The organism is Dubosiella muris (genome assembly GCF_004793885.1).
Taxonomy (GTDB): Bacteria; Bacillota_I; Bacilli_A; order Erysipelotrichales; family Erysipelotrichaceae; genus Dubosiella; species Dubosiella muris.
Map to the genome: position 1 here is coordinate 124,518 of NZ_SRYG01000002.1, position 14,144 is coordinate 138,661.

9 protein-coding genes and 2 tRNA genes are annotated in these 14,144 nt (G+C 50.0%); 3 read left to right on the forward strand and 8 right to left on the reverse strand.

The annotated features are described in order from the left end of the window. Positions 1 to 151: 151 nt before the first annotated feature. A tRNA-Cys gene (locus E5336_RS01480) sits at positions 152 to 225 on the forward strand. An 8-nt stretch (positions 226 to 233) separates the two neighbouring features. Further along, positions 234 to 321: transfer RNA gene (locus E5336_RS01485), tRNA-Leu, on the forward strand. A gap of 122 nt (positions 322 to 443) precedes the next feature. On the opposite strand, the gene E5336_RS01490 is transcribed toward E5336_RS01485, so the two are convergent. The 6 genes from E5336_RS01490 to E5336_RS01515 all read right to left on the reverse strand — a co-directional run bounded on the left by E5336_RS01490 (position 444) and on the right by E5336_RS01515 (position 8,661). Next, on the reverse strand, positions 444 to 1,145 hold the full coding sequence (locus tag E5336_RS01490) for a Bax inhibitor-1/YccA family protein (RefSeq protein ID WP_135979321.1): 702 nt from the start codon (positions 1,143 to 1,145) through the stop codon (positions 444 to 446). 96 nt (positions 1,146 to 1,241) lie between these two features. Continuing rightward, positions 1,242 to 2,732 (reverse strand): phosphoenolpyruvate carboxykinase (ATP), encoded by a 1,491-nt coding sequence (locus tag E5336_RS01495; RefSeq protein WP_289113704.1) that lies wholly within the window; start codon positions 2,730 to 2,732, stop codon positions 1,242 to 1,244. Positions 2,733 to 3,063: 331 nt separating this feature from the next. Next, on the reverse strand, positions 3,064 to 4,758 hold the full coding sequence (locus E5336_RS01500; RefSeq protein ID WP_135979323.1) for a proline--tRNA ligase: 1,695 nt from the start codon (positions 4,756 to 4,758) through the stop codon (positions 3,064 to 3,066). A gap of 15 nt (positions 4,759 to 4,773) precedes the next feature. Further along, positions 4,774 to 5,976, reverse strand: a complete 1,203-nt coding sequence (locus E5336_RS01505; protein ID WP_135979324.1) for a peptidase U32 family protein — start codon at positions 5,974 to 5,976, stop codon at positions 4,774 to 4,776. Beyond that, the gene (locus E5336_RS01510) at positions 5,977 to 6,825 is read right to left on the reverse strand and encodes a peptidase U32 family protein (RefSeq protein ID WP_135979325.1); all 849 of its coding nucleotides are present in this window, start codon (positions 6,823 to 6,825) and stop codon (positions 5,977 to 5,979) included. It abuts the gene before it with no gap. 69 nt (positions 6,826 to 6,894) lie between these two features. Beyond that, positions 6,895 to 8,661 (reverse strand): Na/Pi cotransporter family protein, encoded by a 1,767-nt coding sequence (locus E5336_RS01515; protein ID WP_135979326.1) that lies wholly within the window; start codon positions 8,659 to 8,661, stop codon positions 6,895 to 6,897. Between the two features lie 174 nt (positions 8,662 to 8,835). Between E5336_RS01515 and E5336_RS01520 the strand changes: the two genes are divergently transcribed. Continuing rightward, positions 8,836 to 9,744: a helix-turn-helix domain-containing protein gene (locus E5336_RS01520; protein WP_168353505.1), complete on the forward strand. Its 909-nt coding sequence runs from the start codon at positions 8,836 to 8,838 to the stop codon at positions 9,742 to 9,744. Here E5336_RS01520 and E5336_RS01525 read toward each other — a convergent pair. Both E5336_RS01525 and nifJ read right to left on the reverse strand, forming a co-directional pair. Further along, on the reverse strand, positions 9,736 to 10,431 hold the full coding sequence (locus E5336_RS01525; protein WP_135979328.1) for an HAD family hydrolase: 696 nt from the start codon (positions 10,429 to 10,431) through the stop codon (positions 9,736 to 9,738). The two genes, E5336_RS01520 and E5336_RS01525, sit on opposite strands and share 9 nt — an antisense overlap. Positions 10,432 to 10,511: 80 nt before the next feature. Next, complete coding sequence (gene nifJ / locus E5336_RS01530) at positions 10,512 to 14,036, reverse strand: pyruvate:ferredoxin (flavodoxin) oxidoreductase (protein WP_135979329.1); 3,525 nt, start codon at positions 14,034 to 14,036, stop codon at positions 10,512 to 10,514. Positions 14,037 to 14,144: the final 108 nt, after the last annotated feature.

Genomic DNA, 14,144 nt, shown 5'->3' on the forward strand with positions numbered 1-14,144 from the left:
TGTTCTCCTGATAATCGCTTCCATTATAACAATCTTTTCTTCAGTTGACAGCCACAAATACCAGTCGTTTCTTTTTCATCGAAAAGAGAAGCATTTTTTTCAAAAAAGAGTTGATTTTCAATCGGTGTCATGGCATAATAACTAAGCAATTGGTTCCGTAGCCAAGTGGTAAGGCAATAGACTGCAACTCTGTGATCATCGGTTCAAATCCGATCGGAACCTCCATTTTTTTTGGGGTCGTGGCGAAATCGGCAGACGCAACGGACTTAAAATCCGTTGGGAGTTTATCCCGTGTGGGTTCAAGTCCCACCGTCCCCACCATACTTTTGCGATTTAATTCCTCGTTCGAAGGAATTTTTTTTTGCGTCGACTCCTCGACGTCTTTTTATTTTTCCCTTGATCTTTCCCACAAAAAAAGGGCTTTCGCCCTTTTCCCGTTTGGTTTAGTCGCGGTTGCTGCTCATGCCCAGCAGACGGAGCACGTACAGGAAAATATTAATGAAGTCCAAATACAGCTCCAGCGCCATAAAGATCGCGAATTTCTCCTGCGTCATGCCCGACGTGTTAGCCATCAGCTGATTTGTCCGCTGCACATCCCAGGCCGTGATGCCGGTAAACAGCAGCAAGCCCACGATACTGATCAGCCGGGTGTTCATGTTGAATCCAAACAGCATCAAAATCACCTGCGTGATAATGAGCGCGCACAAGCCGCCAAGACAAATCGTTCCAAAGCTCGAGAGATCTTTTTTCGTTGTAAACCCGATGACCATCAGGCACGCAAAGTAAACCGCGCTCACTAAAAACGCGACGAAAATCGTTCCCAGCTGGTAAACGATTCCCAGGGATGTCAGCGAGATTCCCATCGTGATGGCGAAAACGACAAACAGCACTTTCATCGTCAAGCTTGACGCGCTGCGCATCGCTCCGGTAAATCCAAACGCGATTCCGAATTGCACAAGCATCAAAATCAGCGGCATCGGCCCGCGGATAATGGCGAAATACAAGTTGGTCGCGTACATCAAATACGAGGTGGCGGCCGTGATCAGCAGCCCGAAAAACATCCACGTATATGTTTTCAGAAGCCCGCGGCGCTGCTCGCTCACTCCCGTGAAATTCGAATAGTTATAATCATGATATTGAGGCATCCATTGCCCTCCTTTCCTAAATTACTACTCATTATAACACACGAACAATAAAAACATAGACAAAGGCATACCAAATCGGCATGCCTTTTCAATCAATTAATCTTTGCGAATGAACTCAAGCAGTTCTGTAGCCGCTTCGTGCAGTCCATGACGGTTCATCTTGTCAAAGCCAAGATGCGTGTAAATCTCGCCGACAAACACGCCGTTGTCTTTCAAAGACTGGAACACTTCGTCGATGAGCGGCTCGCACACGTCCTGCTGCTGCATCGGACCGAACGGATTGGCGAAATACGTTGTCGAAATGCCGACTTCCTGCGTCGTTCCCAGCGCCATTCGCTTCCCTTGCTTGCACGTTTCCTTGACTTCTTCCACTTCCAGCTCTTTCAAACCATATTCGTCGGTGTAGTTGTTGGCGTAGGCGAACAAGTCGATCTTGTGGTTCGATACGACCATGCGGTATGGGGCCGCCGGCACGATCATGCGCGAGTTTGGATTTTCCGGCGCCATGAACACCGAACGGTCCATATCCCGGTATGGCGTTCCCGGATCGAGATCGTCCAGACGAATGAACGCGCCGATCTCCGTTCCTTGTCCATACGGCACGCCGTTTTCGATGTGGATCGTTCCCATATCGTCGAATACGACGTCGATGTCTTTAATGATGTCTTTACCAACGACTTTGAGCGCTTCGATCGACTCCGATTTTCCGGCGCCCGAGTCCCCCATCAGCATGATGCCTTTGGTTCGCCCGTCTTTTAACGTGATATTGACAAACGCGCCGTGGATTGGCAGCCATCCCTGGCTCATCATCGCCAGATTGTGCAGCGTCAGCGCCATTTTCTTCATATAGCCGAAATATTCCACCCGCGGATGATCCGAGATCGAACCGACCCAAATATCGTTTTCCGTGTCGTGGTAGAACGTTGTCTCGTTTTTGTTGTCCTCGTTGCCGTACAGCACGATCAAGTCCGGTTTCTCCTTGGCCTCTTCGCGCGTCGCCAGCTCGAACAAGTTGGCCAGGGAAAGCGCCGTCGCCGTGTATTTCGAGTTGAAGTACACAAAGCAAAGCAGCTTGCCAACTTTCATTGGGAAGCAGAACCAGTCGTCTTTCTCGAACCGGAACGTATTGAGTGGATTTTGGTCAATCTCGGTAAACATGCCCGTTCGCTTGCTCGATTTTGGATGCAAAATCATTGGCGTCCGCAGCATGACGGTGTCAATGATCGGAATGTCCTCCAATTTCTTATATTGATCCGGTTTTGTAAATTCCTTCGCCTTATGCACCGAGAAACAAGCGTTGGTTCCCGCCTGCACCTGGCGATACACGAGGTTTGGCCGGCCCTGGACCTTTTCCTCGAACAACCGGTAGGTACGCAAGATCAAATCGTTCAGCGAGCTGTCTTTCTGCACCAAGTTGTTGATTCCAAAATCCGGCGTTTTCTCCGAATACATGTAACCAAACCGCTGCAGCGAACGCCACTCTTTGTAAATCTCTTCCAAAAGCTCCAAAAGCAGTTCGCGCTCCGTCAAATAGTCGCTGTCGATTTCCTCGATTTTAAAAATCGCTAATATTCGCAAGAATGTCACAAAGTTTTCCGTCGCCTCATCCTCCGTAAACTTTCCATGACGAGTGACATAATCATATAGTTTTGGACTTTTTTCTTGAACCGAATGAATAAAGTACCCGATAAACCGTTTAAACGATTCCGACCCGAGAAGGGTCTCGCGATTTTTCGGATAGGCCTTATTGTAATTCAAAATTACTTGTCGACTTCCAATATGAATTTTATTTTGCATTCTATACTACTCCTCCCATAATATAATCAACTATACATGAAACTTTTTGAAAAGTAAATGAAAAGAAAAGAAATTTTCTGAAAGACAAACAAAAAGGTGAAACTGTTTCACCTTTTTCAAATTATTGCCGATAAATCGCATCCAGACGCGACTTCGCTTCCTCGATTGAAATTTCCTCTTTGCCTTCCTTGGCCCGTTCGACCCATTCCACCAGGCCGTCCTTGGCACCGCGGCCCACCGTGATCCGGTATGGCACGCCAATGAGCTCCATATCCTTGAACTTCACACCCGCACGTTCCTTGCGGTCGTCCAGCAAAACATCGTATTTGTTTTCAAGGCAGTACGCGTACAAGTCGTTCGCGCATCCAAGCTGCGTCTCGTCCTTTACCTGCACCGGCACGATGCACGCTTTGAATGGCGCGACCTCCAGCGGCCAAATGATGCCCTGGTCGTCGTGGTGCTGTTCGACGATCGCCGCCATACAGCGCTCCAGCCCGATGCCGTAGCTGCCCATCCAAACCGGCTGCTGCTCGTTGTTCGCGTCCGTATACAGCAAATTCATCGACTTGGCGTACTTTGTTCCCAGCTTGAACAAGTTGCCGACCTCGATACCGTGGTCGAACGTCAGCTTCGCGCCGCACTTCGGACAAATGTCCCCTTCCTTCACCTGGCAAAGGTCAAGCACGGCCTTTGGCGTGAAGTCGTCCACGTTCACGTTGACGTAGTGGTGGTCCGTCTTGTTGGCGCCCACGATGAAGTTGCGCATCTTTTCGATTTGCCGATCCATATACACTGGCACATTCAAACCAACCGGTCCGGCGAAGCCGACTTTGGCGCCTGTCGCCTTTTCGACATCCGCGAAGTCCGCCAGCTCCATTTCCGCCGCGCCCAGCGCCTTGAGCGCCTTCGTCTCGTTGAGCTCACGATCGCCCGGAATGCAGAACGCGACGATGTTTCCGTCGACGTTATACAACAGCGTCTTCACAAAGTCTTCCGGCTGCTTGCCAAAGAACGCGGCCACTTCCTCGATCGTTTTCGCGTTCGGCGTCTCGACAAGCTCCATTTCCTTCTTTTCCTCGGTTGAAGCCTCTTTCGTGTCCATGACTTCCGTGATTTCCAAATTGCTCGAGAAATCGCACCCTTCGCAACCGACAACGATGTCCTCGCCGATATTCGTAATCGCCTGGTACTCTTCCGACAACAAGCCGCCCATCGCTCCGGTGTCAGCCCGCACGATTTTATACGTCAAATCGAAGCGGTCGAAAATGCGGCAGTAGGCGTCGTACATCTTGTCGTATTGCGCGTCCAGACCGGCCTCGTCGATATCGAACGTGTAGGCGTCCTTCATAATGAACTCGCGCACGCGGATCAAACCGTAGCGCGGTCTTGTCTCGTCGCGGAACTTCGTCTGGATCTGGTACAAGTTGTACGGAAAATCCTTATACGACTTGCCGTCCATGCTGGCCGCGATGGCGAACAACTCCTCGTGCGTCGGGCCGAGCACGTACTTTTTATTGTAGCGGTCCAGCAGCGTAAACATGTTGGACCCAAACGCGCTGCGCCGTCCGGATTGCACGTACACGTCTTCCGGAATGAGCGCCGGCATCAGCAGCTCCTGCGCGCCCTTGGCGTCCATTTCCTCCCGGACGATGTTTTCGATCCGGGACAGCACGCGCTTGCCCATCGGCATGATCATGTACATCCCGTTCGAGCTTTTCTTGATCATGCCCGCGCGTACGAGCAAATTGCCGGAAACCGAATCCTCGTCTTTGGAGTTTTCCCGCAATGTATAGAAGAAACTTTCACTTAATTTCATGTTATCCTCTCCTCTTTATTTGATTTTACGGATCATCGCGTCTTTCTCGATCGGTCCGTCCCATTTAGTATACACGATTTGCATCGGTTTATTGCAAACTTCGAGTTCAAAACCATCTTCATCGGTGATTTTGCCAACTTCGATTGCGGTGCTCGAAATATTCGGCCCGAAAATCTCCAGCGTCGAATACGGGCGGAAGTGGTTTTTCACCTGCAAGACAGCCGTTTTGGTGAATGGATCGAAGTCGAGCACCGAAGCCACGTATTCCTGCGTGACGATTTCATCGTGATCCACGTACAACTGCACATTCTCGTCCGGGATCCCCCGATAAAAGCCTGGCCCGGTCGGCCGGTTTTCCGCCTTGCGGATCTCGCGCTCGATGGCTTCAATGTCTTCCGCTTCCAAGTGGCCTTTCTCGTAAATCATGTCAATGAGCCGCCGATAGCTGGAAACGACCGTCGCCAAATAGTACGCCGATTTCATGCGCCCCTCGATTTTCAGCGAACTGACACCGCATTGGATGAGCTTTTCGACGTATCGAACCGCCTGCAAGTCTTTGGAAGACATGGAAAACAAATCGGATGGATCCGAGATTTCCGCGCCTCGCTCCATCAAATGGTACTTCCAGCGGCAGCTTTGCGCGCAGCCGCCCCGGTTGGCGTCGCGCAAAGTCATATGGTTGCTTAAAACGCAACGTCCCGAATACGAGATGCACATCCCGCCGTGGATGAACACTTCGATCGGCAAAATGTTTTTCTCGCAAATCGCTTCCACTTCGTCGAGCGTGCATTCCCGGCCTAAAACGACCCGATCCACACCCTGTCCTTTCCAAAAGCGAACCGCCGCCGAATTGGTGGACGAATGCTGCGTGGAAACGTGGATCTCGTAATGGCATCCAAGCGCTTTCGCCCGTTTCATGATCGCGGGCGACGCCACGATGATCGCGTGGACACCCGCTTTGTCGAGCGCTTGCAAGTAGTCGCTCAAACCATCAAGATCTTCATCGTGCGGCAGCAAATTCACCGTCACGTGGACTTTGGCTTGGTGAGCGTTGGCGAAGCGCACGAGTTCGGCGATGTCGTCCAGTGTGAAATTGGAAGCGCGGGAGCGCAGGGAAAACTGCTTTCCGCCAATGTACACCGCGTCGGCTCCATATAAAATCGCGATTTTCGCCTTTTCAAGATTTCCGGCTGGCGCCAGCAATTCGATTTTTTCCATTTAATCCACCTTCTTCTTGACTGTCGTCTGCCCATACCAGCGATCGCTTCCCGCCAAAGGGCGCGCCGGCTGTCCGCCCGCCAAAACCGCCGCGTACGCTTTGGCGGCCTCGATGATTTCCTCGTCATTCAAAAACAAGGAGTCGAGCCGAAACCGCCGGACTCCCGCGTCGTAAAGCGCTTGAATGTAATCCAGCGACTGAATTGGCTCGGCCGAGAATACGTGGGTTCCGCTTTCATCTTCCAAAACAGGCATCGCTTCGTCGCGGGTTTGCTCGACAAGATCATAGCGATCGCTCTTTTTTTCTTTGCCGATATGACGCAAATAATTGGTCACAAGCGGACGGCGCGAATACAAAATGGAAAAGTAGCCGTGAATCAAAATTTCCGCTTGCGGACAGTTTTGAACGATGCCCACGATTTCCTCGAGCGAGAGCTCGTGGGCGAGCGACACGCTTTTTACGCCCAAATCGAGGTAAAAGCGAACGTCTGGCGTATTGGTCACGAGCGTTTCGGGTTGATAAACGAGTTTCTCCTGCAGACCGAGCCGCTGCGCGATTTCAAACACGCCCTCGTCGGCGTAATAAATCGCGTCCACATCGACGTCTTTGAGCGCCTGCAAAAAATGTTCTAACCCGTCGACTTCCTCTTCCATAAACAGCTTGAGCGCGTTGACGGCCATTTTCAAGCCGTGTTGCTCGCAGGCCGCTTTCCAGTCGGCGAGCGAGTCGATCGGTTGTTTGGCTTCGCTGCGCAGCGAAAAGCCTTCAAACGCCACCACGACTGTGTCGATGGGGCTTGCCTGAAAGGCGGGCAAAGACGCCATGGACTGTATCGTACTAATAAACATGGACTGGTTTCCTTTCTATTCGTTGAAACGAGAAAAACCCGATTGGACAATCGAGTTGTTTATAAAGCATCAAATTCCGTATTTCTCGTCGTACTCTTTGAAATATGTCGCGTACTCGCCGGTCTTTTCGCGGCGGTACTGGCTTAAATACGCGTGAGAATCGTAGTCGGATGTCGCCATTTCGAGCAGACACACCGCGACATTCGAGCAATGATCCGCGATGCGTTCCAGATTGTTGAGCAGCTCGCTGTAGTAAATGCCCTGATCGAGCGAGCAAATGCCATCGCGCAGACGCTGGACGTGGCGCATCTTGAGCTCGTCGCATAAAATGCTGATGAGATCTTTTAACGGTTCGACATGTTTAGCTGTGTCCATGTCCTGATTTTCGAACGCGTCGATCGTCAAGTCCATAATGTCCTTGGTCGCGCTTTCCAAAATCGAAAGCTCGTGTTCCGCCACCGACGAGAACCGGATTCCTTTTTCAGACATGTCCTTGCCGATGTGGGCGATATGGTAGGCGTGGTCGCCGGTACGCTCGAAATCGCCAATGCAGTGCAAATATTCGGACACTTCTTTGGATTGGATCTCCGTCATTTCCTTTCCAGTCAGCTGGATCAGGTAAGCGCCGATTTTGTCTTCGTACTTGTCAACTTTCTTTTCCCTGTTTTGCACTTTTTTATACAGCTTGTCGGAGAAATCGCCATACAGCGTAAACGCGCGGCTCAAATTTTTCAAACAGCTTTTCGCCATCATGACAATCGAGCGGTGGCACTGGTTGATGGCGATGGCCGGATACGACAGGAATCGCTCTTCGAGAAGCTCGAAATCGTCGTCTTCGTCGTCATCCTCGTCCTTTCCGGGTACAAGCAGCGTCACGATTTTCTCAATGCCTTTGACAAACGGGAGCAAAATGATCATCGCGGCGGCGCGGTACACCGTGTTGAGCAGGGCGACCGAGAACGGCGACATGGTCATTGAGTAAAAATCAAAGTGGACGAACGCATTCACGCTGTAAAACAGCGTGGTTCCTAAAATCATCGCGAAAACATCGTTGATCAAATAAACGAGCGCCGTTCGTTTTCCGTACTTGTTCGTTCCCATCGCCGACAGCAAAACCGGGCAGGCGGCGCCGATGCCGATTCCCATGATCATTGGATAGGCGGACTGGAAGACGATCGCGCCGGTTACCGACAAAGCCTGAAGCACGCCGACGGCCGCGGATGCGGATTGAAGCACCGCGGTCAGCGCGATGCCAAACACAATGCCAAGAACCGGATTGGTAAACGAAGTCAGCATGGAAACGAAAGCCGGCGAATCTTTCAGCGGCGCCACCGCGCCAGACATCGTCTGCATGCCGATCATCAAGATCGCGAAGCCAAGCATGATATTTCCCAGCTGCCGATACACGTCTTTTTTAAGAAAGGTGCGGAAGATGATTCCAAGAATCGCGACGATTGCCGAGATGGTCGCGGTCGACAAAAGCTGGGCGATTCCCTGCTGTCCGTCGATGTACGACAAGCAGAGGATCCATCCGGTAATACTTGTACCGATGTTCGCTCCCATAATGATGCCAATCGCCTGCGCGACTTTCATCATTCCGGAATTGACGAAACCGACGACCATGACGGTCGTAGCGGAAGACGACTGGATCACGGCGGTGACGGCCGCTCCCAGCAAGAGACCTTTGAGAGGCGTGTTCGTGAGTTTGTATAAAATGAGTTCGAGCTTGTTTCCGGCCATTTGTTTCAGCCCGTCGCCCATCACGCTCATTCCATACAAAAACAGCGCCACCCCACTCAGCAAGGTCAAGACCAACACGATAGTATTTATGTCCATTGTTGCCTCCTAAAGTGTCTTTTTACTAAACAAGGCTATTATACCTGAAACGTTGATGAAAAGTAAATGATCTGAAAAATGGATTGTTTTCCGGGAAAAAACTTTTTTCGTCAATCCCCCTTTATTGACTCTCGCAAGGGTTGTTTTATAATGGAAACAACAGGTAAAAAAAATATGAACAAATACTCTCAACTGAAAGAAAAAACCGCGCACGGCACCAAACGCAAGCCCATTTGCCACTTGATGTTCGACATCAAAAACCAGCAGTCCATCTATCCGGATAATTTTTTCGTGGACCGGCACTGGCATCCGGAATGCGAGATTCTCTACGTGGAAAAAGGAATGCTGGAATTGGAGCACAACTTGAATAAACGCGTCTTGCATCAAGGCGATATCGCGTTGATCGACCCCGAGGATTTGCACGAGGTGACGGGATGCTCGAACGACACGATCCACCACGCGATTCTTTTTGATCCTTTGCTGCTGTCGACAACAATGAAAGACGCGTTTCAGGAAGATATCGTCGACCACTTTCTGGAACGGCGCGTCGGATTCACGACAGTGCTCTCCGCGGATCGTCTGGCGTACTCGCTGGTGGAAGCGCAAGTCAAGGATTTGATTGAGTGCCTGTCCCACGAAACGGAGTACTCCTACTACAAAGCCAAGGTCATGCTGTTTCAGTTGTTTTTGACTTTTTACGAAATGAAGCTGTTTATTCCAAAAAACGCCAATTTGAACGAGGAGCAACGTCTTGGCATCGACCGCTATAAGACGATTCAAATGTACATTGAGGAGCATTACAAAGAGGAGATCCATCTTGAGGAGCTGGCCGCCTTGATCGACTGCTCGGAAAATTACGTGGGCCGGCTGTTCAAGCGCATTCAGCACGACTCCCCGATCCACTATTTGATCCAGTATCGAATCGAAAAAGCGTGTGAGCTGCTGAAGAACACGACCTTGTCCGTGCTGGACATTAGTTTGGAAGTTGGCTTTACCAATGTTTCCTACTTCATCCGCCAATTCAAGGAATACAAAAAAACGACGCCTTTACGATATAGAAAAAGCTTTCAGTCTTCACGCTGAAAGCTCTTTTAATAATTCAATTAACTGCTTTTCGGAATAGACGACATAGTCCGCCGCTTCTCCTTCGGGACCATGGTGGCGGTTGAAGTGGATCGTTTTCATGCCGACGTTTTTCGCGCCCTCCATATCATTTCCATACGAATCGCCGATATAGTACCAGTCCATCGCGTTTTCGTTCAACGTATCCATCACTTCGGTGAACGCTCTTGGATCCGGCTTGGCGTAGCCGATCTTTCCGCTTGTGAACACGTGGGACGGATGAAAGTAGTCAAACACGCCCAAAGTTGACAGTTTGGCGTATTGATGGCCATGATCTCCGTTGGTCAAAATCGCCAGATCCGCGTCGGTTTCCTGAAAAAAGTCGACAAGCTGCGGGTCCATCGCGATATTTTTTTGATAATCGCGGTACATCTTCTGAAATTCGTCCGCGAACGCGTCATCCACCGGAATGCCGTAACGGCTGCATACGGTTTTAATGCGGTGGCGTCCGGATTCGTCAATCGAAATTTTTCCGGTCTGGATTTGATCAAAGATCTCGTCTCCCGCCTTTCGATAATCCAAATAAAACCGTTCCATGTCGATTGGATCCAGCTGTCCGTCGGCGAATAAATGGCTCGCGCTCATTCGAAACGGCCAGGAAAGATCGTATAAAGTATCATCACAGTCAAAACATAGTTTCAATTTCATATCCAAAATACTACACGCTTTTGCCGGTGTTGTCAAAACCAACGCAAAAAAGACAGTCGTGAGACTGTCTTTCAAGCGAATTAAATACCTTCTTTTTCAATCGCAAGCAACCGCTCGTGACGACGTTTCGCATCGCTGATCGCTTTCGCGAACATCTGATCGGCCGCTTCTTTGCCTTTCAGTTTCACGAGTTGCGCGAAACGGTTTTCCTTCATCATGAAGGCTTCCATCTTCGAGTAGTCTGGCTCTTTCTTCGTGTCGATTGTCAAAGGTTTTTCTTTTCTTGGGTCGTAACGGTAAATGTCAACGTATCCGCATTCAACAGCTTCGCGCTGTACTTGCTGATGGTTTCCAAGTCCGCCTTTGATTCCGTGCTCAACGCATGGTGCGTACGCGATGATCAAAGATGGTCCATCGTAGCTTTCCGCTTCCTGGAAGGCTTTCAATGTCTGCATCTTGTCTGCACCCATACATACCGATGCCACGTATACGTGACCGTAAGTCATGGCAATCTGACCGAGATCTTTCTTGGCTGTCGTTTTACCGCCGGCCGCGAATTTCGCGATCGAGGAACGCTGGCTCGATTTCGAGGACTGTCCACCTGTGTTCGAGTATACTTCCGTATCCAGAACGAGGATGTTGACGTTGACATTGTTTGCCAATACGTGGTCTACTCCACCGTATCCGATATCGTATGCCCAGCCGTCGCCACCGATGATCCAGTTCGATTTTGTAACCAGATCGTACTCGGCAAGCGTTTTAACATCTTCTTCAACATCCGCTTTCGCAACGAGTTCTTTGATTTTCGGTGCGAGTTCGCGTTGTTTTTCGCGGTCGTTTCCGGCTGCCAAGTATTGTTCGAACAAGTCTTTCAGTTCAGGAGTTACCTTATCCAGGTTTTCTTCCATGATCTTGTATACTTTCGAAGCGGTGTAGTTGTTGGCCAAAGCCATACCGTAACCGAATTCGGCGTTGTCTTCAAACAGCGAGTTTGCCCATGCCGTTCCGTTTCCGTCTTTATCTTTGACAAATGGAGTCGAAGGGTTGGCGCCACAGTAGATGGACGAGCATCCTGTCGCGTTGGCAATTTGCATGTCTTTACCGAACAGCTGCGAAGCCAGACGGTAGTATGGAGTTTCACCACATCCAGGGCAAGATCCAGGAACCTCGAAGTAAGGCATCTGGAGCTGGCTTCCCTTGATCATTGTTTTCGGGAACAGATCCGATTTGTATTCTGTTTCTTTGAACAGGTAGTCTGCCAGAGGGTCGAGATACAGCTGCGAGTTGATATCCGCCATCTGAAGCGCTTTGTTTCCGCCTTTTCCAGGGCATTCGCTGACGCAAAGACCGCATCCGACACAGTTCGAAGGCGATACTTGTACACGCCAACGCAGATCCGTGTTTGGTTTTCCCATCAAAGGCAACGTAGCGAATCCTTCAAATTCTTTTGGCGCGTTCGCGATTTCTTCCGGAGTCAGAGCGAATGTACGGATCGTCGCATGAGGACATACGAACGAGCAGAATCCACACTGGATACAGTTTTCCGGAATCCATTCTGGAACGTTTGTCGCGATTTCACGTTTTTCCTTGAACGCGATGTTGTTTTGCATCGTACCGTCAAGCACTTTGTTTTTCGTGAAGGCGCTGACCGGCATGTCGTATCCTTCAAGAGCGTTGATTCTCGAAGCGTATTCATCCCAGTAAGGATCACCGGTTTCTTTGCGCAGGCTTCCGCTAGGCAGTTCGGCCCATGCAGGATCTACGGCAACTTCTACGACGCCTTCTTTTCCGGCGTCAATAGCGCGGTAGTTCAATTCAACGATCGCGTCGCCTTTTTTGCCATACGATTTCTTAGCGGCCGCTTTCATCAATTCAACGGCTTTGTTGATTGGCATGATTTGCGGGTTCAAAGCGAAGAACGCCGACTGCAAAATCGTGTTCGTACGACGTCCCATGCCGATGGTTTCGGCGATAGCCGTCGCGTCGATGATGTAGAATTTCGCGTGTTTTTCTGCCAGTTCCTTCTTCAGACGGTTTGGCATGTGTTTTACAACTTCTTCCGGCGAGAATGTCGTGTTCAACAGGAACGTTCCGCCGTCTTTCAGGTTTCTTGCCAGATCGTATTTGAACATGTACGAGTCAAGCGAGCAGGAAATGAAGTCCGCGTTGTTGATGTAGTAAGTCGAGTGGATCGGGCTGTTTCCAAAACGCAAGTGGGAACGCGTTACACCACCGGCTTTTTTGGAGTCGTACGCATAGTAACCCTGCGCATACATATCCGTGTTGTCACCAATGATTTTAATCGACGATTTGTTGGCGGATACAGTACCATCCGAGCCAAGACCCCAGAACAGACACTCTGTGGCATCGCCTTTGATTTTGTATGATTTGTCCACTGGCAGCGAAGTCATCGTTACGTCGTCTTCGATACCGATCGTGAAGTTTTCTTTTGGTTCGTCTTTTTGCAGTTCGTCGTAAACCGCTTTGATTTGGTTTGGCTCCGTGTCGTGGCTACCAAGACCATAACGTCCGCCGACGATGTCGATGTCTTTGCCTTTCAATGCGGCCAAAACGTCGAGATACAGCGGATCGCCCATCGCTCCGCCTTCTTTCGTACGGTCGAGAACGGCGATTTTCTTTACGGTTTCAGGAAGAACGGCTTCCAGATATTTTGTCGAGAACGGACGATACAGATGCACTTTGATCAATCCGACTTTCTCGCCTTTGCTGTTGAGGTCGTTTACGACTTCAAGCGCTGTTTCCGTAACAGAACCCATCGCAACGATCACGCGGTCTGCGTCTGGCGCACCAACGTAGTTGAACGGCTTGTAGTCGCGTCCAGTGATCTCGGAGATCTTCGCCATGTAGTCGGCTACGACATCCGGTACGTTTTCATAGTGCTTGTTTCTTGCTTCCACGCCCTGGAAGAAGATGTCATCGTTTTCGTTTGCGCCACGCGTAACAGGGTTTGTGTGTGGCTGCATTGCGTTTTTGCGGAATGCGTCCAGCGCTTCCCAATCAATGAGTTCCTTGTATTTGTCTGTGTCGAACACTTCGATTTTATCCACTTCGTGCGAAGTACGGAATCCATCAAAGAAATGAACAAATGGAACATGACATTTGATCGCCGTCAAATGAGCGACACCGGCCAGATCCATAACTTCCTGAACCGAGTGGCTCGAAAGCATTGGAACACCAGTCTGGCGGATCGCGTAAACGTCTTCATGATCGCCGAAGATGTTCAAAGAACGGCTTGCCAGTGAACGGGCCGCAACGTGCAGAACGACCGGAAGGTTTTCTCCGACCCATTTATAAATGTTCGGGATCATCAACAACAAACCTTGGGATGCCGTGAATGTCGTTGGCAATACACCCGCCTGAGCGGCACCATGAACCGCTCCGGAAGCTCCGGCTTCCGATTGTAATTCGGCAATTTTTACAACTTCGTCAAAAGCGTTTTTTCTACCTTGACTTGCCCAGACATCCATTACTTCGGCCATTGGCGAAGATGGGGTGATTGGGTAAATACAGCTCATTTCAGTAAGAGCATAGGCATTATGGGCGGCAGCAGTGTTACCATCCATAGATTGAAACTGTTTTGCCATTAAAGTATTTCCTCCTTCGTTATGTAAATACACAATACATAGCAGTATCATTATAATTCTTTTTATCTCGTTTTGAAAGCGATTTTTTTAAGAAAACCCGGGAGTTTT

Bases quoted from the DNA above. Each gene is read 5' to 3' on its own strand.
- E5336_RS01490 (WP_135979321.1), bottom strand. From the start codon at position 1,145: ATGCCTCAATATCATGATTATAACTATTCGAATTTCACGGGAGTGAGC.
- E5336_RS01500 (WP_135979323.1), bottom strand. From the start codon at position 4,758: ATGAAATTAAGTGAAAGTTTCTTCTATACATTGCGGGAAAACTCCAAA.
- E5336_RS01505 (WP_135979324.1), bottom strand. From the start codon at position 5,976: ATGGAAAAAATCGAATTGCTGGCGCCAGCCGGAAATCTTGAAAAGGCG.
- E5336_RS01510 (WP_135979325.1), bottom strand. From the start codon at position 6,825: ATGTTTATTAGTACGATACAGTCCATGGCGTCTTTGCCCGCCTTTCAG.
- E5336_RS01515 (WP_135979326.1), bottom strand. From the start codon at position 8,661: ATGGACATAAATACTATCGTGTTGGTCTTGACCTTGCTGAGTGGGGTG.
- E5336_RS01520 (WP_168353505.1), top strand. From the start codon at position 8,836: ATGAACAAATACTCTCAACTGAAAGAAAAAACCGCGCACGGCACCAAA.
- E5336_RS01525 (WP_135979328.1), bottom strand. From the start codon at position 10,431: ATGAAATTGAAACTATGTTTTGACTGTGATGATACTTTATACGATCTT.
- nifJ (WP_135979329.1), bottom strand. From the start codon at position 14,036: ATGGCAAAACAGTTTCAATCTATGGATGGTAACACTGCTGCCGCCCAT.